22 protein-coding genes, 1 pseudogene and 1 riboswitch are annotated in these 26,561 nt (G+C 49.2%); of the genes and pseudogenes, 6 read left to right on the forward strand and 17 right to left on the reverse strand.

The features are described 5' to 3' along the window. Window positions 1–246, reverse strand: a pseudogene (locus EQP46_RS16585) (transposase); the annotation flags it as partial. A gap of 93 nt (window positions 247–339) precedes the next feature. On the opposite strand from EQP46_RS16585, the gene EQP46_RS16590 reads away from it, so the two are divergent. Beyond that, a protein-coding gene (locus tag EQP46_RS16590; RefSeq protein ID WP_129494703.1) for an IS3 family transposase occupies window positions 340–1,448 on the forward strand; the annotation gives its coding sequence in 2 pieces (ribosomal slippage) (window positions 340–592 and window positions 592–1,448; 1,110 coding nt in all). A gap of 104 nt (window positions 1,449–1,552) precedes the next feature. Here the strand turns inward: EQP46_RS16590 and EQP46_RS16595 are convergent. Further along, complete coding sequence (locus EQP46_RS16595; RefSeq protein WP_129494704.1) at window positions 1,553–2,938, reverse strand: methyl-accepting chemotaxis protein; 1,386 nt, start codon at window positions 2,936–2,938, stop codon at window positions 1,553–1,555. A 4-nt stretch (window positions 2,939–2,942) separates the two neighbouring features. Then, window positions 2,943–4,085: an ABC transporter substrate-binding protein gene (locus EQP46_RS16600; RefSeq protein WP_129494705.1), complete on the reverse strand. Its 1,143-nt coding sequence runs from the start codon at window positions 4,083–4,085 to the stop codon at window positions 2,943–2,945. Between the two features lie 252 nt (window positions 4,086–4,337). On the opposite strand from EQP46_RS16600, the gene EQP46_RS16605 reads away from it, so the two are divergent. Continuing rightward, window positions 4,338–4,523, forward strand: a complete 186-nt coding sequence (locus tag EQP46_RS16605; RefSeq protein ID WP_129494706.1) for a hypothetical protein — start codon at window positions 4,338–4,340, stop codon at window positions 4,521–4,523. 63 nt (window positions 4,524–4,586) lie between these two features. Here EQP46_RS16605 and EQP46_RS16610 read toward each other — a convergent pair whose 3' ends face one another. The 8 genes from EQP46_RS16610 to EQP46_RS16645 all read right to left on the reverse strand — a co-directional run bounded on the left by EQP46_RS16610 (window position 4,587) and on the right by EQP46_RS16645 (window position 13,836). Next, on the reverse strand, window positions 4,587–4,943 hold the full coding sequence (locus EQP46_RS16610) for a GFA family protein (protein WP_129494707.1): 357 nt from the start codon (window positions 4,941–4,943) through the stop codon (window positions 4,587–4,589). A gap of 170 nt (window positions 4,944–5,113) precedes the next feature. Further along, entirely contained in the window at window positions 5,114–6,778 is a 1,665-nt protein-coding gene (locus EQP46_RS16615) for an ABC transporter substrate-binding protein (protein ID WP_129494708.1), read from the reverse strand. 462 nt (window positions 6,779–7,240) lie between these two features. Continuing rightward, window positions 7,241–8,374 carry an ABC transporter permease gene (locus EQP46_RS16620; RefSeq protein ID WP_129494709.1) on the reverse strand — a complete coding sequence of 378 codons (1,134 nt, stop codon included), beginning with the start codon at window positions 8,372–8,374 and terminating at the stop codon, window positions 7,241–7,243. Beyond that, window positions 8,371–9,558: an ABC transporter permease gene (locus EQP46_RS16625; RefSeq protein WP_129494710.1), complete on the reverse strand. Its 1,188-nt coding sequence runs from the start codon at window positions 9,556–9,558 to the stop codon at window positions 8,371–8,373. Before EQP46_RS16625 ends, EQP46_RS16620 begins: the two co-directional genes overlap by 4 nt. A 5-nt stretch (window positions 9,559–9,563) precedes the next feature. Then, window positions 9,564–10,556, reverse strand: a complete 993-nt coding sequence (locus EQP46_RS16630) for an HlyD family secretion protein (RefSeq protein WP_129494711.1) — start codon at window positions 10,554–10,556, stop codon at window positions 9,564–9,566. A gap of 5 nt (window positions 10,557–10,561) precedes the next feature. Then, the gene (locus EQP46_RS16635; protein ID WP_129494712.1) at window positions 10,562–12,028 is read right to left on the reverse strand and encodes a TolC family protein; all 1,467 of its coding nucleotides are present in this window, start codon (window positions 12,026–12,028) and stop codon (window positions 10,562–10,564) included. Between the two features lie 141 nt (window positions 12,029–12,169). Continuing rightward, window positions 12,170–12,832 carry a type B chloramphenicol O-acetyltransferase gene (gene catB, locus EQP46_RS16640; RefSeq protein ID WP_129494713.1) on the reverse strand — a complete coding sequence of 221 codons (663 nt, stop codon included), beginning with the start codon at window positions 12,830–12,832 and terminating at the stop codon, window positions 12,170–12,172. Window positions 12,833–12,972: 140 nt separating this feature from the next. Then, complete coding sequence (locus tag EQP46_RS16645; protein ID WP_129494828.1) at window positions 12,973–13,836, reverse strand: LysR family transcriptional regulator; 864 nt, start codon at window positions 13,834–13,836, stop codon at window positions 12,973–12,975. A gap of 122 nt (window positions 13,837–13,958) precedes the next feature. Between EQP46_RS16645 and EQP46_RS16650 the strand changes: the two genes are divergently transcribed. Then, a complete protein-coding gene (locus EQP46_RS16650; RefSeq protein WP_129494714.1) occupies window positions 13,959–14,339 on the forward strand; it encodes a nuclear transport factor 2 family protein in 381 nt (126 codons plus the stop codon). A 95-nt stretch (window positions 14,340–14,434) separates the two neighbouring features. On the opposite strand, the gene EQP46_RS16655 is transcribed toward EQP46_RS16650, so the two are convergent. The 4 genes from EQP46_RS16655 to EQP46_RS16670 all read right to left on the reverse strand — a co-directional run bounded on the left by EQP46_RS16655 (window position 14,435) and on the right by EQP46_RS16670 (window position 20,034). After that, window positions 14,435–15,127: a pseudouridine synthase gene (locus EQP46_RS16655; protein WP_129494829.1), complete on the reverse strand. Its 693-nt coding sequence runs from the start codon at window positions 15,125–15,127 to the stop codon at window positions 14,435–14,437. 288 nt (window positions 15,128–15,415) lie between these two features. Continuing rightward, window positions 15,416–17,338 carry a BCCT family transporter gene (locus EQP46_RS16660; protein ID WP_129494715.1) on the reverse strand — a complete coding sequence of 641 codons (1,923 nt, stop codon included), beginning with the start codon at window positions 17,336–17,338 and terminating at the stop codon, window positions 15,416–15,418. Between the two features lie 528 nt (window positions 17,339–17,866). Then, complete coding sequence (ribB, locus tag EQP46_RS16665) at window positions 17,867–18,529, reverse strand: 3,4-dihydroxy-2-butanone-4-phosphate synthase (protein WP_129494716.1); 663 nt, start codon at window positions 18,527–18,529, stop codon at window positions 17,867–17,869. Window positions 18,530–18,646: 117 nt separating this feature from the next. Beyond that, a riboswitch (FMN riboswitch) is annotated at window positions 18,647–18,797 on the reverse strand. A gap of 175 nt (window positions 18,798–18,972) precedes the next feature. Beyond that, window positions 18,973–20,034, reverse strand: coding sequence for an AraC family transcriptional regulator (locus EQP46_RS16670; RefSeq protein ID WP_129494717.1), 1,062 nt, complete (start codon window positions 20,032–20,034; stop codon window positions 18,973–18,975). A 126-nt stretch (window positions 20,035–20,160) separates the two neighbouring features. Here EQP46_RS16670 and EQP46_RS16675 point away from each other — a divergent pair, with 126 nt between their 5' ends. The 3 genes from EQP46_RS16675 (at window position 20,161) to EQP46_RS16685 (ending at window position 22,413) form a co-directional block, all read left to right on the forward strand. After that, window positions 20,161–20,571, forward strand: coding sequence for an MFS transporter (locus EQP46_RS16675; RefSeq protein WP_129494718.1), 411 nt, complete (start codon window positions 20,161–20,163; stop codon window positions 20,569–20,571). Further along, the gene (locus tag EQP46_RS16680) at window positions 20,564–21,787 is read left to right on the forward strand and encodes an HlyD family secretion protein (RefSeq protein ID WP_129494719.1); all 1,224 of its coding nucleotides are present in this window, start codon (window positions 20,564–20,566) and stop codon (window positions 21,785–21,787) included. Before EQP46_RS16675 ends, EQP46_RS16680 begins: the two co-directional genes overlap by 8 nt. A 146-nt stretch (window positions 21,788–21,933) precedes the next feature. Continuing rightward, the gene (locus EQP46_RS16685; protein WP_129494720.1) at window positions 21,934–22,413 is read left to right on the forward strand and encodes a DUF2127 domain-containing protein; all 480 of its coding nucleotides are present in this window, start codon (window positions 21,934–21,936) and stop codon (window positions 22,411–22,413) included. A gap of 62 nt (window positions 22,414–22,475) precedes the next feature. Here EQP46_RS16685 and clcA read toward each other — a convergent pair whose 3' ends face one another. Next, window positions 22,476–24,023, reverse strand: coding sequence for a H(+)/Cl(-) exchange transporter ClcA (gene clcA, locus EQP46_RS16690; RefSeq protein WP_129494721.1), 1,548 nt, complete (start codon window positions 24,021–24,023; stop codon window positions 22,476–22,478). Between the two features lie 800 nt (window positions 24,024–24,823). Further along, window positions 24,824–26,485, reverse strand: coding sequence for a hydroxylamine reductase (gene hcp, locus EQP46_RS16695; protein WP_129494722.1), 1,662 nt, complete (start codon window positions 26,483–26,485; stop codon window positions 24,824–24,826). Window positions 26,486–26,561: the final 76 nt, after the last annotated feature.

A 26,561-nucleotide genomic window follows, 5' to 3' on the forward strand; every position in this document is an offset into this window, starting at 1 on the left:
GAGTAGCTCTGCCAGCAGCGCAATCAATAACAAGACGTTGAGGCGCTTGATACAACGCGTTCGGTTATGCCGCAGAGCGAGTCCATACGCGGGGCTTTTCAAGTCGCGGAATGCTTCTTCTATCTGCATTCTCTTTGCATATAGTCGTGTTATCTGAATCGCGTTTAGTGTGTCATTCGGGATATTAGTCACCAGTAACCACGGTTCATTAGCGCTTTTAGCAAAGAGGCGAGACGCCGTATGCTTCTTACTGGTACGGGTATGACGTTGTGTCCACTTCCCCTATGCTGAGACAGTCTAAACTGGAGTTTTCTGCCACAGAAAAAGCAGGAGATCATCATGAAGAAGTCACGGTTTACTGAATCACAGATAGTCACGATCCTCAAAGAAGCCGACGCAGGCATGAAAGTTGACGATATTTGTCGCCAACACGGCATCAGTAGCGCAACTTATTACAATTGGAAAGCCAAGTATGGTGGGCTTGACGCGTCTGAACTGAAGCGCATCAAGGAGCTAGAGGCAGAAAATACTAAGCTCAAAAAAATGTTTGCCGACGTCAGCTTGGAAAACCATGCCATGAAGGAGCTGTTCGCAAAAAAGGGTTGGTAGTGTGTGAGAAGCGAGATTGCACACGCACGTTAGTTGCCGCTGGCTTGAGTGTTCTTCGTGCATGCCGGCTCACAGCACTGGGGCGCGCGAGTTACTATCGAAAACCGAAGGATTGGCGTATTGCCGATATTGAAGTAATTGATGCCATTAATACTGTACTTGAAAAAGCCCCCAATGCAGGGTTCTGGAAGTGTTTCTGGCGAATAAAGCGAAAACATAAAGGTTTCAATCATAAGCGGGTATACCGAGTTTACTGCCGTATGGGATTAAACCTAAATCGGCGTCAAAAGCGCGTACTACCGCAACGAATTGCTATGCCGCTGGATGTGGTGGATACACCAAACCACCAATGGGCACTCGACTTTGTCCATGACTCTCTGTATTGCGGTAAACGCTTTCGGACGCTCAATATTCTCGATGAGGCAACACGCGAATGTTTAGCAATAGAAGTCGATACGAGCTTGCCTGCGGGACGTGTGGTACGTGTCCTCGAACAGTTAGAACAAGAACGCGGCCTACCAAAGCAGCTTCGTATGGATAACGGGCCCGAGCTTATATCTGAACAATTAACCAACTGGTGTAAAGCTCATGATATCGAGCTTATATATATCCAGCCTGGCAAACCTCAACAAAACGGATTTGTAGAGCGCTTTAATGGCTCATTCCGTCGGGAGTTCCTCAATGCCTATTTGTTTGAATCCATAGAACAGGTTCGAGATATGGCATGGGTGTGGATGTGTGATTATAACGAAGAACGTACCCACGAAAGCTTAGGAAACATTCCTCCGACCGAATACCGGAGGAAATTGGAAACCTCTAGCTATGCGTTGTCTCGCTAAAGGGGAAGTGGACAATTGCAAGGCAACCGACAGTTCAATGGATGTATTAAATGCGCGCAACCCCTCAAATCAGCGACATCACGCCATGTTAATGCTCGCCAAATTTAACCCGCTGCTTTCTTGCCTTTAATCAGACCTTTCATCGTATCCGTCACTTGCTTGAGCTTTAGGCTCTGCTCTTTGTAACTCATCGAGACTTGTGAGGTTTCATTGGCAATGTGATGGTTGCTGTTCACTATCCCCGCCATAGACTCCATGGCGGAGTTGACCTGAACGATGCCTTTCATTTGCTGGTTAAAGGCTTCACTGAAAGAATCTATTTCACGCGAAAGCCCCTGAATTTGATCGGAAATACCCGAAAAGCTGACTTGGGTTTGTTCTGACAACGCTTTGCTTTCTTTCACGCGAAGCTCGGTTTCTTTTACGATTTCACCCACCGTCACCATGGAATCTTTGAGCAGTTTGTCGATGTCCTGTGAGGCTTGGCCTGATGTGAGTGCGAGTTGTCCGACTTCCTGTGCGACAACCGCAAAGCCGCGCCCGTGTTCACCGGCGCGTTCCGCTTCGATAGAGGCATTAAGAGAAAGAAGCTTGGTTTGGAAGACGATGTCGTGGATGACTTTGGTGTAATCCGAGATCTTCTGGATGATGTCGTTAATCTCCTGAAGGTGCTTATTGGAGTTTTCAATAAGTACAACCGAGTGCGCCAATTTGTCCATGTTCTTGCTGCCTTCGTTGCTTAGCGCAAGTGTGCCTTTTGATACGTCCAAACACCCCAATACATTTTGATTGGTTTGCTTCACCATTTCGGTTATTTCAGAAATGGCAGACACGTTGGAATCCAAGGCTGCGCGTTGCTTTTCCACACCGTCTGCCAAGCTTTCCGCGCCTTTGAGCACAAGGCGTGAGTTGTCTAGGGCGTCATCTGAGACGGCGGTGAGGTCTTGTGTTATCGCGATGAGTGGCTTGGAAAGGCGAAGCGCAACAATGTAAATAATGACGCAAAGCAACGCGATAATCGTAAAAAAGCAGACCAGAATAACCTGCAGGTTTTGTTGCAACGCTACGGTCGAATTCTTCTCGTTGTAGGTAATGTTCAGTACGCCTAGCACCGAACCATCTTGCCCTAGAATGTCGCCAGAATAGGTTTTTACCTCATGGTTCGCCGTTTTTGGCTTTGTTTCTGTGTACGGCAAGCCGTTTGCGTCAACGAATTCTATGTGGTCGATGTCCTCATCTTGCATCCCTACACTGACGAAATCTTCTAACGCTGATAAGTCGTAATTCAGAATGTACGATTGACTCGATTGCTTGAGAAAGCTTGCGAGCGCTTCAACCTTTCCTTTTTGGATTTTGGAAAGCTCATTTGATGTCATCTGATGGAAGAAGAGGGCGGCGATGATCAGAAATACCGTGATGCTGCCAATCAATGGCAGCAAGATACGGTAGCGCAGTGACAACCCCGAAAAGATCTTTAACCACATAGTCATACATTCACTTCATCGTTTGAATGGGTAAGGCTTTTCCGTCTTGAATTTGCGTGAGATAAACGTCATCCAAGCCTTGTCTGTCAGATTTGCCAAAGTTGATTTTCAACCCGCCAAAGTCTTTGTTTTTCATGCCTTCCATCGCGCCGATAAAACGGTCTCTTGTCAGGTACTCACCAGATTGCTCAAGCGCATCAACGATGACCATCGCATTCAAGTAGCCCTCTAATTGTGTGTAATAAGGGTTATCCACGCCGTAGTTCAGCATGTCTGCTTTGAAGTCTTTGATGATGTCGAGCGAGCTTTCATCCGGATTAGGCATGACTTGAGAGATGTAGCTTCCGTCGCCGGCATTGCCCAATTCAGCGATGAGCTTTTTGGTGCCAACAAAGGAAATGTTGGCGAATTTTGGAGAGAAGCCTTTACTCTGTGACATCTTGATAAACTCGCCACACGCTTTGTACGCGCCCACCATGATGACGGCATCAGGTTTCTTCGCAATGATGCTGTTCAAGCCTTGCTCTACGTCGAGCGTGTTGCGTTTGTATCTGCCTTCAGCGTGAATTTTAAGGCCTCGCATTCTCAGGGCCCTTTGAACGCCCGCTTTTCCGGCTGCGCCGTATCCGTCATCTTGAATGAACACTGCGATTTTCTTGTAACCAAGATCGTCGATGAAATGATCAACCAGTTTCTTCGTTTCGTTGAAGTAGCTTGCGCGGATATTGAAAATATTTTTATTGGCAGGGTTACGCAAAAATTCAGCACCCGTAAATGGACCGATATAAGGGATTTTTGCGCGATTCACTTCAGGCACCACAGCTTTTGAGGTGGGCGTGCCGACAAAACTTACCAGTGCAAACACCTTGTCTGTATATATCAGTCTTTTGGCATTTTTTGCTGCACGATCAGGCTCATAGCCGTCATCGAGTGAAATGACTTTTATCTTGCGACCATGAATGCCGCCTTGTTGGTTCACTTTCTCAAAGTAAGCGAGTGTTCCGTCTTTCACGCCGCTACCGAGCCCTGACGCTGGCCCCGAAAGGGCATTGCTCATACCAAATGTGATTGTATTTTCAGTCACGCCGACTTCGGCGGCAGCCGTGGTTGAAAACAACCAAAGCAACATGATGGTGCAATGCAAGCCTTTCATTCGTAACGCCTCGTTTAGTCACTGGGTTACCTCTGAGTATAGGAAAGAATTCACATGTCTCATTAATGATTCTTAATGAGACGGACTGTGGTGTGTTGAGTGGCGCTTTCTTTCAATTGGAGGGGAAGTTGATGATGTATCTGATCAGCAAACAGTTCATTTCGTTAAACTTATGTTTCATTTTTAGCGGGTGCGGGAATCAAAAAAACCAATTAGTGTTAGTAGCACGTTAAATGCACTGAGTACAAAACGATGAAAGTATTGATTCAATATACGCAGACAGGGAAATATCGTGACCAAGCTTGGGAAGCGCCCACCTTTAAGGCGAGCGGCGAGATTCAGGCGGTGACACCGTCATATGCCGCGCAGATGATTGAGCAGAACAAAGCTTGCCTCGTTATGTCAGACGACGAACACCTTGTTGTGGATGCGAATTGACAGCAGCGTTGCAAGACGAACCGGTAACGTGCTGGGCAAATGCTATCTCTGAGCCATATGAAGTTAACTCATGCCTTTCCCGACCGTCGCACGCACGGGTATATCAGTCGGGTCGAAGCCCTCAAGACAATAAACATTTACGCCATAATAATCGGGTGTGACGCGCTTACGATGAAAGGGATAGATACCGCAGATTTTGCAGAAATAGTGTTCAGCGGTATGTGTATGAAATTGGTATGTAGTTAGCTGTTCAGTGCCTGAGAGAATACGCATCGCGCTCTCATGCACTTTTACCATTAACGCATTTTTCCTTATGCATATTGAACAATCACACGTGGTTAATTCGTGTAAATCCGTATCAATTTCAAATCGCACTGCATTGCAGTGACACGATCCACTAAATGTGTGTAATTTGCTCATTCAGACCCTCCTACGCTGCAATCTATAACGTAAGCCAAATGCGCTGATACTAACGTATTAATGTTAATACCTTTTATTAGTCAGGATTGACAACCTCCGCAACACTGAAAAGCGTCAACAAAAAAGCCAGAGCACGTCGTCTTGCTCTGGCTTTGTCTTACATTGTTAACTTAAATAACCGGTTTCAAATCCAACACGTGAAGAACACGCTCAGGCGTGCCTTCCCATGGCATTGGGCGGCCTTTCGGGTTGTCAGCATTCCACCAACCCGTAAAACGTTGGGTGTTGTATTGGTAGAAGTTTGAACCAGAGATAACAGGCACCGTGACTTGGTTTTCTGCAATCATGTTTTGGATTTCATGAGCGATTTTGATTTGCTTCTCGCGTTTGTCGGTTTTGTAGAAATCATCCAACAAGGTATCGAGTTTCTTATCGTTCCAGAAGTGCATGGCGAAGCGCGGCATGCTTTCGCCTTTTTGCAATTTAGAGTGGTAACCGCTGCTCCAGTACTTGTGCGGTGTTGGACCGTGGAAGTAGTTGGTGAACGCGATGTCATAGCTGGCATTCAGCATGGATTGGTTATACACGGCAAAATCTGGCGTTCTTGCACGTACACGAATACCCACATCCGCCAACTGTTCGGTAGAAAGCGTCACCACGTTGTTGAAGTCTGTCCAACCGCCTGGTGATTGAATATCTAACGTCAATTGCTTGCCGGATGGGGTTTCAACAAAGCCATCGCCATCACGATCCACAAAGCCTGCTTTTTTCAGAAGTGCTTTCGCGCCATCAGTGTTGAAAGACATGTAAGGGCGGTATTTGTTGTGCGTTTCTTCGTTTGACCATGCTTCAAAGGCGTACCCTAAACCGGATGCGAAGTCGTTCACTGTGCCGTTGCCATAGTTGGCAATATCAATCACAGATTGACGATCAAGTGCCATAGAGAATGCTCGACGGAAGTCGACATTGTTCAGTGCTTCTTGTTTTACCGGATCGCCATTGTTGAAGTTAAACACGAACGATTGTGTGCCTGCGGCGGTATACCAGTAACCGTGGTGCTGAGAGGCTTTTACGTAAGTCGCATCAATGTCTGGCACAAACGAGCCACCCCAATCGACTTGAGAGTCAATGAGCGCGGCAAGCACTTGGTCATTGTGGTTGAACTGCGGTACACGCAAGCAATCCACGTCGAGGTTTGCATTGTCCCAATAATTTGGGTTTCGGCACTGCAAGAACAGGCTAGGCGTAAAGGTTGGGATTTCGGTAAATGGGCCAGTGCCCACCGGGTTGGTGTTCACGAAGCTGGTTGGGTCTTTTACATCTTTCCACACGTGTTGTGCCACGATAGGAATCAATGAAATTTCGTAAGCGGCGTTCGTGTTGATTTCGTTGAGGTGGAAGGTCACTTTATTGCCCGCCTCAACTTCAACTTTGGTCACCATCTTGTTCACGCCACGATCGTCTAATGCCGGCGTGTCTTTCACCAAGTTGAAGGTGAAGGCAACATCTTCTGCGCTGAACGGCGCACCATCAGACCATTTCACGCCATCGCGAATGTCAAAGGTGATGCGTTTTAGGTCGTCACTGAAATAGTAGTCTGTCGCCAAACGAAACTCAGGGCGGTTGGCTTTTAGCTCGTTGAAAATGACCAACTGTTCATAAATGAAATCACGCGCGGTATGAAGGCGACCCGGTAAGTAGGGATTAAAGTTTCGAATCAAGGTCGCATTGTGATTTGGGATGATGGTCAGTTGAGACATCTCATCCACGCTTTGTGCTGCTGCACTGGCACCAGACACGCTGATCAATGCCGCGGCTAACGCTAGCTTTTTCATGTTTTACGCTCCTGTTTCGGTACAAATGGGTTCAAAAGTTGAGTGACCGAAGTGTGCCCATTGTGTGGAATGCAAGAACGTAAAAAAAGCATTCAGATTGGGATTTTTTTAGATTTGCTGAGGCGGATTTAAGGCGGTTTTTTAACAAATTCTCATAGTGAGAAGGCGGTATGATTGGCCCGTGTTTGACGGATGAAAAACACCGTTTAAAAGCGGTATTTCTGTGGCGTGGCTAACAATGTGAATAGTGTTAATAAGCCGCTTCAAGCCTTTCAATTCAAGGTTGTAATCCGCATCGCAAATCTCAACGTCTCAATCACTTACCTCGAAAATAATCAGGGGGTTACACAATAATTTGAACTGCATTGAGAAATGCGTGGAAGGTGACTGTACGTAAAAAGCCAGAAAACCCCGAGGTGGTGCTTTTCTGGCTTTTTGCATGATGAGGGTTGAGCAGATTGCCTAGGCGGCGCGATTGGCTTTTCCTTTAAGGTAAAACGCCAAGCCCAAATAGGCGGCAGCTTGAAGCCAAAGCTGGGTGAGATGCCCAAGCTGGCTATGGAAATCCGCCCCCATTTGGTTGAGTTGCAAGGTCGCTTGAATCACCACCGTCGACGGTGCAAATTGCGCGATCACATTCAACCATGTCGGCAATGCGCTACTTGGCCACACAAACCCTGCAATGAACAGCAAAGGCATCGAGCTTAACAGTACGATTAGCGTGATGATCTCAGCACGCTTGATGGCAATGCCGATCAAAGAACCAAGGCCAATCGTGGCGAGCAAGAAGGGCAACATCACTGCCGCCAATTGCAGAGGCTCTGCCATTCGGTTTACGCCATTTAGCGATAAACTCGCGCCTAGGTAATACATCGCCATGATGCAGTAAATGCCCGTCAGAATCGCGGTTCTGGCCCACAGGCTTTTGCTGTTCCGAGCGGTTTCTTGCGTTGCGTGAGCGCTGCCCGTTGAAATACCCAACATGCCTGACGCAATCAACAAGGTTTGCTGCAAAATCAGCATAAACACACCCGGCACCACATAGTCGCCATACCCCGTGGTGGGGTTAAACACAGGCACGGCGTTGAGCGAAAACGGCGCATATTGTGTTGTCGCGAGAGGCATCGGCGTATCGTTCATGAGTGCGCGTTGCACTTTGACTTGCGCACCCAAGGTGCTGCCGGTTGCCACCACCCCTTCTACGATGGTGCCGTAGGTGAGGAAGAATGACGCATCCCCACCAACAGACACCACAGGGCTTTTACCGAGCAAAAGATCGCGATAGAAGTGCTGCGGAATCGTCACCACGCCTTCAATCTCTGCAGAGGCAAAATAGGGGCTGGATTCGGTTTCGCTTCCGAGTTGTTTCACGACTTGTACTTGCGGTGTCGCATCCAACATACGAATGAAAGTGCGGCTTTTTTGGCTCTGGTCATGATCAACGATCGCGATATGCAGCTCGCGCGGTAATTGATTGGCATACGGCAGCGGGTAGAGCAATGAGTAGATAATGATGCCGCCGAACACGGTAAAGACCACGGCAGGGTTTGAGAATAATCGACGAAGCTCACCGATGAAAACATCGCGCCAACTCATGAGGCCACCTCCGACGATGCGTCCGCGGATTGACAATTGGCAGGGCGGGTTGAAAGACGTTTCACTTTAAGCCCAATCAATAACCAAAGCAGACTAAACGACGCCAAAGCAAGCAGGGCAGGCATGGCTTGTTGCAGTGTCGCGCCGTAGTTGAATTGTCCTATTTGCAGCGTGATGTAGTGGCTGACAGGCAGCATGGCACGCCAACACTGCGCGAAGAAAGGCATCTCGCTCGCAGGAAAGCTCACGCCCATGAACGCAAATGCGGGGGCGGTAAAGCCAGCAACCAAGCTCATGGCGCGCACAGCATCCCGTGACGCAACGTACAGTAATGCGCCGACGGCCAATCCCGCTAACACCATGAACCATTGCGCGGTGAACAAGATGGTCCAATCGCCGTTCATTGGCCAACCTAATCCCCAGTGCATGCCGGTAGCAAAGCCCACACCCAACAACCAAAGGGGGAGTGCCGACCCCAACACTTTCACGGTGAGCTTTTTCGCTACAGCCCCCCGGAAGTAGGTTTCGAGCCCAATGCGTTTGTCCGTCAGCGCCATAGAAAGCATGCCACTGGCGACAAGGGTGATTTGCCATAGCGCAGGAATAATGGCTGATACCAAGAACTGCGCGTAGTTGGTGCCAGCATTAAACAGGGGAACGAGCTGAAACCGCAAGGGGACAGATAACCCTGCTGCTTGGGTGGCGACCGTGGTGCCATGAAGCATTTCGCTTTGCGTGGCAACCAGAGCGGAAAAGGTACTTTGCGCTTGGTTGATCGCCGAATTCACCAGTTTACCGATCAATATGTACTGGCTGTTGTAGAACGCCGTGACATTGGGGTTTTCACCGCGCTTTGTCGCTTTTTCAAAATCATGGGGGATCACGACGGTGGCATAGGTTTGGGCGCTGTTTAACGAAGCAGATGCACTGTCTACGTCGTCAAAGGTGCGGATCGCGAGCGTTGGCGTGGCATCGTAATACCGCACCAATGCGCGGGACAATGCGCTGTTGTCTAAGTCGACAACCCCAATGGGTAGATCGCGCCCTGTTCCCGAGGAGAAAATCGCCCACACCAGCAAGAACATCACCAATGGCAAACCGCCCAAAAGGGCAGCGAGCCAACGGTCAGAAGCGATGAGTCGCCACTCTTGCCAAAGTAGGGAAATGAAGGGGGTATTTTTCATTCCACTTACCCTTGGGTAGCGCTTTCTGTGACGAGCACGCTCATGCCTGCGCGCAGTTCGCTGATTGACTCAACAGGGCGCGCTTCTACTTCAAAGGTGCGCATGTCATAGCCTTGTTGGCTGTTGGTCGCGCGCCATGTGGCGAAATCACCCATTGGGGCCACGTGCGTGACTTCAAAGCGGTAAGCGTTATCCCCCAAGGCTGGAATGCTGGCATCAAATTGCGCACCTTTTTGGAACTGGTGCAGTTTGTCTTCACGAATGTTGAACACGGCCCATGCGTCGTTCATGTCGATGACCGTGACGACAGGGAAGCCTTGCGGCGCGAGTTCACCCGGGTGCAGCAGCACTTGGCTCACTTCGCCTTGATACCAACTGTGGATCTTGGTGTCTTGCGTGTACGCTTCCACTTCTGCAACGGCACCTGCCGCCATACGCACTTTCTCTTGTGCAGCGCGTTTGGTTTCCGTACGTGCCCCTTCTTTGGCCATGTCGTACATTTGGCGAGCGGCGTTTTCTGTGTATTCCGATGCTTTCCATTGGGTGAAGGCTTCGTCGCGTTTTTGCTCGGCGGTCACGCCTTCACGATACAAAGCATCTACCCGGCGGTAGGTTTTTTCATAAAGCGCAGATGCCGCTTTGGCTTTTTGCCACTGGTCGCGGGCAGCGTTGATCTCTTGCGAACGTGCGCCACTTTCTGCTTGCTCGGCCATCGCGTCTGCGGCTTGTTCACCTGCTTTCGCTTGCTCGAGTTTGGCATCAAGCTCTGGGCTGTATAACGTAAAGATCAAGTCGCCTTTATCGACTTGCTGACCCTTGCGCACAAGCACTTCATCAATGCGCCCTGGCACTTTTGATGACACACTGTATTGCTGCGCTTCGATTTGTCCCTGAAAACGTTCAGGCGCGGGTTGGTAGGCTTGATAGAAGCTGTAACCAACCCAACTGACTAGCGCGATTGCAGGAATAACGAGAATGGCAGATTTGACTTTAGACATGATGTTTATCCCTGTTGCAATGTGTGGAGAGTAAGGGTTGGCGACGTTGAAAGTTGCAGTGCGGCAGCTTGGTAGTTGGCGAAATCGTTCATATCACCACTGATTGCAAGAAGGCGAGACAGCGATAAGACGTATTGGTACGCCGCTGCGAGTTGTTGGGTTTTGATGCTGGCGAGATAAAGCTCGGCATCTACTACATCCAGCGACGTTGATAAACCTTGCGCGAAGGCTTTTTCACGAAGGCGTAGGTTTTCATCCGCCAGTGAAATGCTGGACGACAAGCCTTGGTATTCTTCGAGCGCTTGCCCTGCTTCACGCCATGTTTTTTCAACCAGCAGCGATAAATCTTGTTCGGCTTGAGCGCGAAGGTGGTTCACTTGTAGTGCAGTGCTGTGAGCGGCTTTGAGTTGATCTGAGCGGCCACTGTTGTCAACAAGTGGGATGCTTACACCTACACCAACAGCCCAATCTGGTGTCAGTTCTGCGGTTAATGAATCGTCTTCGTACAGGTTGTAGTTTCCGTAAAGGAAGACTTGCGGGTAGTACTTGCCTTTTTCGAGGTCGACCAGGCCATCAGCTTGTTGGCGCTTTGCATCCAACACTTTTAAACCGGGGTACGTCGCGAGGGTTTTGTTAAGAAACGGTGACATGGCAGGCACGGCATCTTGGGTAAATAGGCCGTTTGACGGTGTCACAGGCGCGTTGCTTTTCACCAAGGTTTGTAGTGCTGCATGGGCGATATCTAAATCACGTTGCGCTTTCTTACGTTCCGTTTTTGCTTTGTCGTAAGACACTTCTGCTTGCAGGCGTTCAACGCGGGCTATTTGCCCTTGCGCTTCCATTTTTTTTGCGTGGTCGAGGTGTTTGGCAAGACCTTGCTCAACCTCTAAGCGTGTTTCTACCACTTGTTCCGCTAACACGGTAGAGAAGTAGACTTTGGCGAGATCTTCGAATTTGGCTTGCTGGGCCATTTGCATCAAATAGGTCGCTTCGTCTTTCTGTGCATTGGCAATGTCACCCGCAGCCAGAATGCGACCCCCTGTGAAAATAGGCCACACTGCGCGAATGGAACTTGTGTATACATCGCGGTCAGCTAAGGTTGTCGTCAACAAGTTATCAAGGTTGCCCAAGCCAGGTGGCAGTAGTCCCGCAAGGTTGCCAATCGCCTCACCCCCGTTCATATGATGAGCGAGTTGAGAGGGCGACACTTCAACACTCTGATCGAGCCGTGTGTAGTTACCGCCAATAGAGATGCTCGGTAAGTGGTGCGCAGAAGAGGCATTTGCCATGTGTTCGGCGCGTTGTACATTTGCACGTTCTGCGGCGATTGCATCATTGCGGGTCAGAACGGCTTGCCATGCTTCGGCAAATGACATGGATTCTGCATGGGCGCTTTGCGATACAAAAGTGACGGGGATAAGCATTGTCACGAGGGCAAGCGCGCGCAGAGAAAAAGGGATTCTGGCAAACATCAAAGTGTCCACATTGGGAGTGATTGAAACAGTTTAGAGCTAATACTCTAAAAACACCAGAAAGTTAACAATAAAGTGATGAATTTGCCGACATTCACGCAGGCTAAATGTATCCCCTCTGCGCAACTAACGCCTCAGTGGTTATGTATTTTCAACATGGGCACTGCCAGCCGTATTTTGCATGTTTGTTTGCCAATACAGGTAGAGACCTTTGATGTCTTTTGAACATATCAAAGGCATACATGCTTTGATTGCTTCTTCGGGCCAGTGCCACCATGTCATCTCAAGCAGCATGTCGATTTCATCTTGCTCGAAGCGAAAACGAATGTGTTTCGCGGGGTTAGATCCCACAATCTCATAAGGTTTCACATCTTTGGTTACCACAGCGCGGCTTGCGATGACTGCACCGTCGCCAATGGTCACACCTGCCATGATCATGGCTTCTGTACCTATCCAAACGTCATGACCTACCACAGTGTTACCCGCGCGTTTGAACCCATCATGAGCACCTGAAAATGCGTCATTACCCGAATAGAAAAATGGGAAAGTACTGGCCCAATCCAAGCGATGTCCTTGGTTTCCCGCCATCATAAACACCGCGCCTGAACCAATGGAGCAGTAACTGCCGATGATCAGTTTATCGACATCATCCCTATCTCGCGCGAGGTAGCGTGCGCAGTCGTCAAAACTGTGCTGGTGGTAGTAGCCTGAATAATAGCTGTGTTTTCCCACGATGATGTTTGGGTTCGTCACTTGCTCTTGCAGGGATTTGCCCGCAAAAGGGCTTTCAAAATAATTTGCCACGATGGTGTGTTCTCTGACGGGGTAGCGCGATGAAGAATGCGTGCGCTGAACTGAAATTCGTCCCTATTTTATACCCAAACAACCATGAGCGGCAGGGGGTGTTTGGGTATCTATTAACACGTCAGTCATTGAGGCGGCGTTTAGCTAACGTTCTTGACTGGTTTGGTGTAATCCATAAGGGCATTCTCAATGGCGGCAATGGCCATTTTAACGCCGATAGGCACGTTGCCATGAAACGGATGGATGGCATACACGTTCACCCGTGGCATCTGAAAATCTGGCAGCATGGGTTTCAGTGTTGGGTTTGCGGCCACAATGAAGTCGGGCAAAATGCCCATGCCATAGCCTGACTCAATCAGCGCCAGCGTTGTTTGCATCGCGTTCGTTCTGTGTTGCGGCGAAAACGTTAACGACAGCGCTTCATCGGTCAGGGGATTATGGAGTTCATGCACCACGGGACGTGGTTGCCACTGATGGACAACATAGGGCGCTTCATCCACCGACAAATCATTGCCTACGGCACAACACAGGACATCGCGAAATTCCCCAATGCGGCGCTGTTTGTAGTTGCTGTGTGCCGAATTACCCGCCCGAATGGCGAGATCGATATTGTTCTCCATCAAATCGAGCTGGCTGTCATCGTTGATCAGATCGAGCTCAACATCGGGAAATGCTGCAAACGCGTCCAGCAGTGCAGGAACAACCAATGAAGACATCAGTGCATTGGGTGCGGTAAGGGTGAGCTTCCCTTTTGGCACGGTCTGCTGAATCTTCATGTCTTCCCATGCTTGTTCCGCCAGCCTGTGCATTTCACAACAGTACTTGTAGAACTGCTCACCGGTTTGAGTCAGTGATTGGCGGCGCGTTGTTCTTTTGAGCAGGGTGGTTGCCAACTCTGCTTCGAGTTGTTTTAAGGATTGGCTAACGACGGACTTCGAAATATCGAGTTTGTCCGCTGCCTTTGTGATGGAGCCTGCTTCGACCACGTTCATGAACAAGGTCATCTTTCTAAGTTTATTCATATTGTTTTGTATGGGAGAACAATGCGTTTGTTTTACTTTATTTATCTTATCTAATCATGTTTCTACACTAAGTCCTTTCACATATTTAAGACAAGGCTAAATTAATGAATGGTAAAGAAGCGCTTTCTACCTACGAAGCAGGCATCAAAGCATGGCAAGATGCGTTCAACAATCAAGACGCAGCGGGCTGTGCAGCGCAATATGCGGATAATACGACGCTCATGATTGCACGTCCTTTTGGCGAGTTTACTGGGCGTGAAGAAATCCAAGCGTTTTGGCAGCAAATCATGGATCAGGGCTTCGCAGATGTGGATTACACCAATGTGAAGTGGGAACCCGTAGAAGGTGATGAGGGGTACATCCTCAGTGCGGATTGGACAATGAACAAAGCATTTGGGGTTGTTCACCGCGAACACTGGAAAATTCAAGAAGACGGCAAAGCCCGTTTGGTATTTGATGAATTTGAAGTGCAAGGCGAGCGTTAATTCGTACTCTGCCAATATTCAAATACCGCACCCAGATTTTACGCGCAGAGGCATTTGTCTCTGCGTTTTTTTGTTTCTGTGCTTTGTTGTGTCTTCTATGCGGCCTTGAACGACGCGACCTCATTTTCTGAAAGATAACGCCATTTCCCTTCTTCCACATCAAGCAACACCTCACCAATGCGCTCGCGGTGTAATGAAGTAACGCGGTTCCCTATGGCAGAAAACATGCGCTTAACCTGATGAAATTTACCTTCTGTGATGGTGAGTATCACTTCTTTCGGCGTAACGATGTAGAGCTCGGCGGGTAAGGTCGGTTTGCTTTCACCTTGTAGCAGAATACCAGCGTGAAAAAGTGCTGCAGCGTCGTCTCGAATGGGGCGAGAAAGCCCAACACGATAGACTTTTTCACAGTGCTTAGTGGGTGTGGTGATATTGAACGACCAATGCCCATCGTCAGTGATCAGCACCAAACCTGTTGTGTCGGCATCTAATCGTCCTGCGATATGCAGTTCTTCCGTGTGCTCGATACGGGTGCCGTTAAATAAAGATGGATAGGCTTCATCGACATTCGAGCAAATCGTGCCAGCGGGTTTGTGCATCAGAATATAGCGGAAAGGGCGAGGAGTAAGTGCTGTGCCATTAAGTGTCACTGAGTTGTTTTCATGAACCTGCGATCTTTCGTCTTTTACGGTTTCGCCGTTAACTGACACTTTGCCGTGTTGAATGCACTGAATGGCGTCAGAGCGGGTCAGTGAGGTGCTTTTACAAACAAACTTATCAAGGCGCATGAAGAGAACATTTTTCAGTGACAGGAGGTGTCGCATTATCCCGTCATTGCGAGAATTAGCAACAAGCGCTGTGAGCGCGGTCGTGATGTTACTAAGGTCAATCACATGTTAGTGGCGAAGTGATTTGATTGCCACTGGCTGCATGGTGGGCAGTGACAACCTCCAGTTTTACTTTTCCATCTGACCTGCATTTTTCCAATCGAAACTTGGCGCATGGCGCTTTCAACGCGCTTCAAACAAAAAAAAGGCCGATTGCTCGGCCTTTTCAATGGGGGAGGTGTTACTGAGTTATGCTGGTTTCAAATCGTCTTGGTTTTCTTCTTCCAGACGTTTGCGCTCACGCATCAACTCATTGAATGCCATACGTGCTTGTTGCGCGGCTTCAGACGCTTGAAGCTTGTGCTCTTTAGCGGCCATAGCTTCGTCAGTCAGACGTTGGATTTCATCCAATTGCTCTTGTGGCGCGTCACCAAGCTCCATGCCAGATTCGCCTTGTGAAAGGGCGGTGGCGCGAATGTCTTTTTTCAGGTTCCAAATCGCGTTCAGTTTTTCACGCTCTTCTTCTGCTGCGGCCACTGCTTCGTCTTTCAGGCGTTCGAACTGTGCCATCGCCATGCCTTCTTTTGACCATGGGTCAACATCTGGGAATTCTTCAATGTTGATAACAGGATCGACATAACCTTCTTGATGCGACAGGTCGAGGGTCGCTGCTTTCACGCCCGAAATCATCAACATGACCGCGATAACGAGAAGCGGCAAGCCACCCACAATCGCTGCTGTTTGAAGCGTTGCTAGGCCGCCCATGAACATCAATACCGATGGCATGAATGACAGTGTGAATGCCCAGAACAAACGGTTCCAACGCATTGGATCTTCGGTCACGTTGTTCTGCACGACAGACGCCAGAATGAACGAGATGGAGTCAAACGTTGTAGCGGTAAAGATGATGCACAATACGGTGAAGACAGCGATCACCACGGTGCTCATTGGTAGCTGTTCTAGGATGGCGAAAATCGCACGCGTTGGGCCATCGCTATTCAGAATGCTTACCACATCAAGCTGACCAGACAGTTGTAGCGACAGACCATAGTTACCCAAGATCATGAAGTACAGTGCACAGCCCAGTGACCCGAAGAAGATAGAGCCTGACACCATTTGCTTGATAGTACGGCCGCGTGAAATACGCGCAACGAACAAGCCCATGCTTGGTGCAAACACTAGCCACCATGCCCAGTAGAAAATGGTCCAATCTTGTGGGAAGTGGGTGTCTTCAAACGTGCCGTAACCGCCAAACGGTTCTGCCCATGTTGCCATTACAAAGAAGTTGGACAGCATGCGACCGATGGAATCTAGGCCAGTTTCCAGCATGAACAGGGTCGGGCCAGCGAACAGTACGAACGCAAGTAGACCAAGTGCACCCCAGAAGTTGATGTTACTCAGTACCTTGATGCCTTCATCCATGCCTTTGTAAGACGAGTAGGCAAACAGTGCAGTACACAGCAACAACACGCCGATTTGTGACATGGTTGAAGACGGCACACCGAACAGGTAGCTGATACCTTCGTTGATCAACGGTGCAGCAAGACCCAAAGTCGTTGCAGCGCCGCCTAACAAACCAAAGATGAACAGTACATCGACCAACTTGCCCGTTTTACCGTGGCTGCGCGCTTCGCCAATCACTGGCATCAATGCAGCAGACACTTTCAATACGGGTTGCTTACGTACATAGAAGAAGTATGCAATTGGAATAGCAGGGATCAGGTAGATTGACCATGCAATTGGACCCCAGTGGAAAATACCGTAAGTCGCTGCCCAGCGAACGGCTTCTTCACTGCCTGCTTCCAGTTGGAAAGGTGGATTCTGGTAGTAGTAAGCCCATTCGATGGTACCCCAGTAAAGGATACTTGCACCGATACCGCCACAGAACAGCATGGCAGCCCATGATCCTGTTGCGAATTCAGGCTTTTCGTCAGCATCGCCAAGTTTGATTTGACCAATATCGCTGAACACGATGTAAGCCATAAAAAAGAAAGCGGCAATACCCAGACCAAGGTAAAGGAAACCGAGTTTGTCGGTCATAAAGGTTTTCGCGATTGCTATCCACTCTGCGCCCTGTGTAGGCCAAACAAGAAGTGGGATGATCACGGAAAAGAGGAGCCCTAACGCGCCAAAGAAGGTTGGCTTGTCAATAAGCTGAAAGTGGCGTCCCATCTGTGTATCTCTCCATTGATATGTAAACCATAGGAATTGTGATGTTTATGACGCTAAGCATCAATTCGCACTGCTTATGTTAATGAGCAAAGATATTCATCGTAATCACGGTGTGAATGTGTTGCGTGAGTGCAGTTGCGACGCGTGAATGTAAATGCTGATAACTTTGAACGGAAGAGTTAACGAAAGTGAGTGAATTAATAAGGATTTTTTACGATCTGGATGTGTTTTGTACGCCAGCGTAAATAATTAGATTCAGACGTTTCGTCGTGTAATGATTATTGTGAAGGGCGTGCTGTTTGCCTAACAAGTGAACAAGAGTTCGATGAATCATTAAACTGAGGAGGCGAATTTGAATGCGGGAGGCACTGTGATTCTTGTGCGTCGAGGGCTCGTGAGCACAAAAAAGAGCGCGGTCTTCGTTTCCGAAAACGCGCGCTCGATGTTTCACACTGTCGTTAGCTCGTTAGCTCGTTAGCTCGTTAGCTCGTTAGCTCGTTAGCCGTCGTGTGAATGATCGCCTGAAAATCATGCGATTTTTTCTGCCTGCATCAAGCGGTATTGCACCATGTCTTCAATGGTCAATACTGGCATGTCGTGCTTCTCACCGAATGCGATGATCTCGGGCGTTTTTGCCATTGAGCCGTCTTCGTTTTGCACTTCACACAATACGCCTGCTGGCGACAATCCTGCCATTTGCATCAGATCGATCGTGCCTTCGGTGTGTCCGCGACGGGAGAGTACACCGCCATTGCGTGCGCGAAGTGGGAATACGTGACCTGGGCGCGCCAAATCAGAAGGCTGTGCATCAGGGTTAGCTGCCGTTTTGATCGTGGTAACGCGATCAGCCGCAGAAACACCTGTTGTCACACCGATCTTTGCTTCGATTGAAACAGTGAATGCGGTTTGGTTGGCGCTGTTGTTGTCTGCCACCATCGGATTCAGCTCAAGTTTGTCAGCCTGAGCTTCCGGCAGGCACAAACAAACGATGCCGCTACATTCGCGGATCATGAGTGCCATTTGTTGATTTGTCAGGTGGTCGACTGAATAGATGATGTCACCTTCATTCTCGCGGTCTTCGTCATCAAGCAGCAATACGCCTTTACCTTGACGAAGTGCGTCTAGCGCAGCTTCAACGCGTTCAAATGGGGTGCCTAGTGGAGCAAGTAGTGAAGTGTGTGTCTGATTCATGGTAACTCCTATATTACGTACCAGAATCAGGGCATAGATGAGCGGCATTCGAGAATTCGAATACGCACAATTTACCGATCAGCAGATGCCAGAAAACAGCCGCTGAATGGGTAAACATATCATCCTCTTTCATCCGGACTCTAACCGTCGGCCTTGGCATCTCACCAAGTCTGCTGACCCCGAACTAGGTTCGGGCGCTCGCGGGCTCGTCAATGGTATTCACTGACATACCGCCGGTGGGGAATTTCGCCCCGCCCTGAGAATAATTCATTGTGATGTTCTGATTTTTCAGAACAGATTGAGTTTACTGTGTTTCTCATTAAAAAGGGAAGGGGGCTTGGCGCGAGTGCTTAAAGAATGATCACGCTTTATCGTATTTTCCCTCTTTGTATCAGTCGCTCTGGGTTGCCCGCCTCGTTGATAAAGCCAAATGGCGCGCTCGCTTAGATATTTAAATGACGGAGGTACTCATTCGGTGTGCACCCCCGAACGCGTTTGAAGGCCTTGATGAAGCTTTGCGGATGGGTGTAGCCGAGTAACTGTGCGATGTCGTTTGGCGCATAGCCTTTAAGCAAGTAACGCACAGCGATGTTGTTCAGCACATACGCCAGAATACTGGTAAACGAGAACCCGAGCTTTTGCAGGCGACGTTGCAGTTGTTGTGGTGACAGCGCAAGCAGGTTGGCGACTTGTTCTACCGTTGGCATGCCGTAATAGCGCGCATAATTGACGACTTCGTAAAGTGCCTTGGTGGGGTCATCCCGTTGCGGCATGTTAACTAACTCGTCCAGCTCGTTGAGTGACAATACGGCTTCTCGGTTTTTTTCCACTGATGCTGTGTGCTCAAGCAGCAACAACTTGGTATCAAACCACACTTCGGTCTGCTCGCACCCAGTAATGACCTGACAACCAAACCACACTTCTGCTTCTTTCATATCGATGCTTGTACCCGCAAGGCGAACCATTAAGGGCGAATAGGGCAAAGAGCCATCTCGTTGTTGCAGCAACGCGCGGCTTGTTTTTTTGCTTGTTGTCTCTGAGTTGGATGATGAGAAATGTCGCAGGACTTGCGTGAACATGATGGCCACGCGCAACGAGTCAACGTCACTGACATCGTCGGTAAACGCATTGTGGTAGCACCACTTGAGGATATTGCCTGACTGGCGACCAACGTAGTGGCCACTGGAATGAAAACAACTCATGCCGTAATTGATGCGACGGAAGGTGATCGACAGATCGGGCGCGGCGGTTAGCCAATTCGCGCATACATCGATGTTCGCTACATCAAGGAAGTCGGCGATATGAAAGGGGAAATGTCGGTCCCCCGTTAGCGTGACGATATTGCGTAACCAACGGTTAATTTCTGAATGGGGTATCAGTGCCATATCGTCGGCATATAACGCGCGAGGAATACCGATCTGCGCAATGTCGAGTCGATAGACCTGCATGACGCCTTTGAGAAGCGGTTTGATATACGCCATACGGCAAAAAGTAATGTCGATCATGCTCTGCCATTAAATTGGATAGATTCGATCAATATACACGATTTAGTGAATCAATCGTTCCTAAATGTTGCACAAAAGAGACATTGATGTAACTATCTGTTTTCTTGTTAACTCTTGGAGACAGTGATGAGCCTATTGGCGACACCTTTTGTTGATGCAACAACGGATACTGTGCTGCATGTTATTGCAGCCGTGGTTTTAGTGGGTTCCGTTTGCGCCATTGCGTTCGGGTTCTGGAAAATTCACGAACTGCCTGTCAGCAAGGCAAAGAAAAAGAAACATCAGCAGATGGGGCTGATCACAGCACTCACTTGGATTGGCTTTTTGTGGCACTGGGTATGGGTCGTGGCCGTTATCGTGGCGTTTGTTGATAGCGACCAAGCCCTTCGACGCATTCGCGATATTTGGCGTGAGCCAGCAAGAACATCGAACGATGAAGACATAGAATCCGTCTCCGAGGGGGTTGCAGTCATGCAAAACACCGCAGCGGAACAAGGCGATCAAGATGTGAAAAAAGAGGAGAAAACCAATGCTTGAAGGTTTAGCGGTATGGGCGTTGTTTATCTACCTCCTTCGCATGGTGGGAATGCCTTGGAATTTATATAGTAAGCTGTTCGCCTACATTGGTGGTGGCGCGTGGTTGTTGTTCGTTTGGATTGGTTTGTTGAATTACACGCCAATGGATCTCTCTGGTGGCTCTGTCGTTCAATCTCCACACATTCAGCTTCGTCCGGGTTCAAGCCAAGTGCGAGGCAACGTTGACGAGATTTTTGTTTCGCCAAACGAAGAAGTGAAGAAAGGCCAGTTGGTGTACTCCATTGAAGATGAGCCTTATCAAATCGCGTTAAATCGCGCCATTGTTGCTGAGAATTCTGCGCAGGTCGCGTTGGATGTTTCTAAGCAAGATGTCACTTTGACAGAGCAACAATACCAAGCAACGAAAGCGGATCTGAATGTACTTGAAAGCCAATTGAATGCGGCACAAGAAGACGCGAAGTGGAAAGAGAGTCAGTTAAATCGCTACCTACAACAGAACCGAAAAGCACCCAACACGGTCGCGACCTCGGTACTGGATGAACAACGTAATAAAGTGCAGTTGGCAACATCGCAAGTCACGACGTTAGAAACACAGATTGAAAAAGCGAAGATCGGCGTGGAGCACGCACGATTAAGCCAAGAGAAATCTGTGCTTGCTGTCGCTGCCAAACGTGCAGAACTCGACAATGCCGTTGAAGCTGTTTCTCAAGCGCAATGGAATTTGGAACAAACCCAGGTCATCGCACCGTCTGATGGGTACGTGACCAACTTCATCATGCGTGAAGGCCAGTATGTAGGCGTGTTGCCGCGCTTACACATGTATACCGATGAAAAGTACGTGTTGATGCGCGTGAATCACCAAGCAATCCGAAATGTGAAAGTCGGTCAGTACGCCGAGTTTGCAAGCCCTGTGTATCCGGGAAAAATCTTCAAAGCCGAAGTGGAAGGCATTGTAGAAGCAACCGGTGAATCACAAGGTAAATTGCTGGCGCTCGAAGAAGGTGTGCGCGTGACGACAGGATCAAACCTGAAAAACAAACACCACTTTGTTCGTTTGAAGCTCGACGAGCCTGAAGGGTATGACATTCCCGTGGGTGCCGTCGGGTTGGCATGGATTTCTGGTGAAAAGCCTATCGCCTTTATGAGCTTCCTTGATGTGGTTCGTGGCATCATTATCCGCATGAAAGCCCAGCTCTACTTCGTACACTCGGTGTAACGAAAACCGAACACTGCAACAAAACCAAAAAGGCCCGAAAGGGCCTTTTTTCTTGCCCTTGCTACGACGGCGGCGTATTAAGTTGACCAATCTATAACGTTACCAAAATGAAAGAATAAGAAGTAACCAATGGGACGGAAAATAGCATGAGTGCAGCAAGACAATCTCCCAAAGGGTTAAAAGCGATCGCAGCGCTGGAAGCATTGAAAGGTGTGCTCTCTTTGGCAGTGGGTTTTGCGTTGCATGAATTGGGTGGCAAAGAAATCCAACACCTTTGTGAAGCCTTACTCCAGCATTTGCACTTAAATCCCGCCAGCGAAATACCCAGTGTGATCATGCATTCGGCCTACAAGATCAACGACCAAAACCTTACCTTGTTCGCATTAGGCTCTGTGTTATATGCGACGATCAGGCTGGTGGAAGCGTTTGGGCTTTGGCGAGGGTACGCGTGGACAGAATGGTTCGCGTTAGCGAGTGGCGGTATTTACCTGCCTTTTGAAGTGTATGCCGTGGCGACAGAAGGGAAAATGCTCCCAGTGCTGGCGTTGGTTGTGAACCTTGTAGTAGTGGCATACATGACCATGGTGATCCTGCAGCGTCGAAAAGAAAAACACGCCTCGCCGTAAAGCGTGTTTCTCTTCTTCAATTCCGCCGCACTTCTCCTTTGTGATTCGCGCGGCGGTTTCGTTTATGACTTAGGTTTCGCACCCGTCGGTTGTGTGTGGCGAGGTTGTGTGTCGTCACCCGAATTTTCTGGTCTTTCCTCGTTTTCTACGTCGTTTTCAGCATCACTTTGAGTGGCTTTTTGTTTTGCCAAGGTGCGTTGTAATAACTGACTGTAAAGCGGTTTACCGCCCATTACTTGCGCTGTCATGGTTGCGCCTAACGTTGTAATGAGCAGTGGCAATATCAACTCGTAGTTATGCGTGAGTTCCATCACCAAGAGAATGCCAGTGATGGGGGCGCGCACTGTGGCAGCAAAAAGCGCCCCCATGCCTGCTACGGCAAACATGCCCGCAGTGATGTCCATGTGCGGGAAAAGGTGCATGCAGAACAGCCCAAACCCAGTGCCAAACAAGGTACCCAGTGCCAACATCGGTGCAAATACGCCACCGGGCGCACCTGAACCAAAACAGGCGAGGGTGGTGATCAAACGCGCAACGAAAAGCAGCGCTAACATGGAAAGGGCAAAATCGCCATGCACGGCATCAGGGATGAGTTCGACGCCTTCTCCGGTGAGCTTGGGTAGCAGGAAGAGCATCAAACCGAACATCGCCCCAAGCCCTGCCCCCACAGCAACGAACCGTTTGGTGTCGTGCTGGTGGAAGCGCTCAAAGCTGTCCATGGTGATCACCACCATGCGGTTAAACATCACGCCAATAAAACCAAATATCAGCCCTAACACCAGAAACAGCGCTAAAGCGGCCAGTGGCACGTCGGCATGAGCGGGCAAAGGGATCATCGCTCCTTGCCCTTGCAAGCTGCGATACACCACGGTGGCAGTAATGGCAGCAATCATCACGGCTTTGATGGAGATGAGGTTGTACTTAAATTGCGGCCGCATTTCCTCAACCACAAACATGATCCCCGCCAGCGGCGCATTGAAGGCAGCCGCAAGCCCTGCTGCTGCACCTGAAGCCAGCAAGGTGTGGCGTCCCTCGTCGTCCTTTATGCGGAAAATATCCGTGAGCATACGCCCAACGCTCGCCCCCATCTGCACTGAAGGCCCTTCGCGACCCAACACAAGCCCCGCACCAATGGTACCGACACCACCAAAGAATTTTACAGGAATAACGCGCCACCAACGCACGGGCCTGAGGTTATCCAGCGCACCTTCAATTTCAGGAATGCCAGACCCTGCAGCTTCAGGTGCAACACGGTTAACCAAGAAAAACCCGAATGCGGAAAGCAATGCACTGGTGAGCGCCACGGCAGTGACAGTGAGAAAATCCACGCCGCCATCGGTTTGCACCCAATGGGAGCGTTCGGTAACCACCCAATCAATCGCCATGTCGAACGCGGTACACAGCAAACCTGCCAACACGCCAACAATGGCGGAAAGCAAAAGCACTGACAGTGGGCTTCGATGACGAGAAACAAATCGACGAACAACCTTGGTGGGCTGTTCTGTGACCTGAGCGTTTGTGGCCTCAGAATGCGTCGGTTCGGCCTGCACTGTTTCGATGTAGGTTTCTTGTGTGCTGACAGGTTGTTTATTGTCTGAGTTTGAAGTCATTGCGCGTGTCCAAAGCGATCTCTCTTTTCCCAGCGTAGAAGAATTCGCCGCAAAGGCGGTTGCAGGAAATGATACAAAGTAAAATCAGGGCATTAAGCCAGAGCAAAATACCTGAATATACCCAAACAACCTGAAGATGCAGGATTCAGCGAGGTTTCCTGACGTTATGATCTAGGCGTCCCTTTGCCGATGTAGTGCTCTCCATCAAAAAGGGATAACACCGAGCATGGCGTCAGTAAACTCGCCCGAAGGGAGGCCCTCAGTGCGTCCACTTCATCGTTAAATTCCTGTGAAATAGAATAGCTATTCCTACAAGAATTTGCCTTGAACTGAACGCACTGATGGCCTCTGAAATCGAGCATCTTCAGGTTGTTTGGGTATAAGCGACCATGAGAAGGTTGGCGACGTGTGTTGCTCGAAAGCGTATGTCGCACTTATCGCACGTAAGGTGGGGAGTGGTAATCAGAGACGCGGTGTTTGTGCGCTTTGGTTGTATCGAAGAGTGGCAAGCTAGGGCAATTGTGTTGATTCATATCCCGTGGCCTAATTTCTGGTTGATGAATGTTTCGCTCTTCATCTTGTTGAATGCACGTGACTCAGAGGGAAACCGCACAAGAAATTGTGCGCCCAATCACACTGGATTTTATAGATCGATATCAATGTTTCCCGATAAATCGAAGAAGAGACGAACACAAAATCCTTGCGCAATCTCTTCTTCTATAAAGGATTCTGATGGTGGAGGCAAAGCCCTACTCGCCATACAGGTAAACGAGGAGGGCTGTTGTCATTATCGCGTGAAATTATGCCGCGAGGATTGTTTTCAGATCGGCTTCAACGGTTGAGATCGAACGCATGTCGAATTTCTCTTGAATGATGGCAATCAAGTTATCTGTTAGGAATGCGGGGGCGGTTGGGCCGGTATAAATGCCTTTTACACCCAGCGCAAACAAGGTCAGCAAAATCACGATGGCTTTTTGTTCGAACCATGACAATACCAAGGTCAACGGCAATTCGTTGATGTCACATTCGAATTCCTTCGCTAACGCCAAAGCAAGTTGGATCGCGGAGTAAGCATCATTACATTGGCCCACGTCTAACAAACGCGGAATGCCGTTAATGTCGCCGAACTGGTTTTTGTTGAATCGGTATTTGCCGCAAGCCAATGTCAGGATCACGGAATCTGCGGGTGCTTGGGCGGTGAAATCGGTGTAGTAACTGCGCTCAGATTTGTCGCCGTCACACCCGCCCACCAAGAAGAAGTGGCTGATGTTGCCTTTCTTCACTTCATCAATCACCGCCGGTGCCGCGTTCATGAGTGCATTGCGACCAAAACCAACGGTGATCATGTGTTCGATCTCGTCGTACTGGAAACCCGGTTGCGCAAGCGCCACGTCGATCACGTCACTAAAATCGTCCCCTTCAATGTGTGCAACACCTGGCCAGCCCACAATGCTACGTGTGAACAGACGGTCTGCATATTGACCCACATTCGGGTTCAGTAGGCAGTTTGAAGTCATCACAATCGCGCCGGGGAAGTTGGCGAATTCTTTTTGCTGGTGTTGCCACGCGCCGCCGTAGTTGCCGACAAGGTGAGGGTATTTGTTCAATTCCGGATAACCGTGGGCGGGCAGCATTTCGCCATTGGTGTATACGTTAATGCCTTTGCCTTCGGTTTGTTGCAGGATTTTCTCAAGATCATGTAAATCATGGCCTGATACCAAAATGCACTTGCCTTTCACTGGCTTCACGTTGACGTCAGTGGGCGCCGGATGACCAAACGTTTGTGTTTCGCCAGAATCCAGCATTTCCATGACGCTGTAATTCATCAAACCAATCTTCATTGAACAGTCGAGTAGCGCCCCCAAATCTTCTGGGTCCGTGCCGAGCCACGCCATGATCTCGTGGTATTCGCCATAAATTGCGTTGTTGGTTTGACCCAATACCAGAGCATGCTCCATATAGGCTGCCGCACCTTTTAAGCCATACAGGCACAACAGGCGCAAACCAATCACATCTTCATGCACGCAATCTTTACCGCGGTTAACGGCCACGTGCGGCGCGAAAGCAAGGATCGCTTCTGCGGTATCGGGTAATTCAAACGTAGCAACGTCTGGCAATGCAGGCAGTGCCTTGTCTGCCATTTGGTAAGCGGCGCGAACGTGTTGCTCTAGGTGTGCTTTGAAAACCGATGCAGTGTGTGTTAGCTCAAGAATTCGCTCTGGGTCGAAGTTAACGTTGGTGAGTGTGGAGAAGAAAGCCTTCGGCGCCCATTGATTGATTTCATCGTTGATGATGTCGAATTCACGGGCGAGATCCGCCCAGAAAGATACCCCTTGTAATGCATACACCAACACATCTTGCAGGTCTGATACCTGAGCTGTTTTGCCACACATTCCTTTTGCGAATGCACAGCCTTTGATGGTTGGGGTTTGAATTGTCTGCTCACATTGAATACAGAACATAAGTGGGTCTCCAGTGTTTATTGATGTAATTCAATTGATGCACTGGAATTGCAGGGTTTGTGCCAATAGTTATCCA

It is taken from the genome of Enterovibrio baiacu (assembly GCF_004120195.1).
Classification (GTDB): Bacteria; Pseudomonadota; Gammaproteobacteria; order Enterobacterales; family Vibrionaceae; genus Enterovibrio; species Enterovibrio baiacui.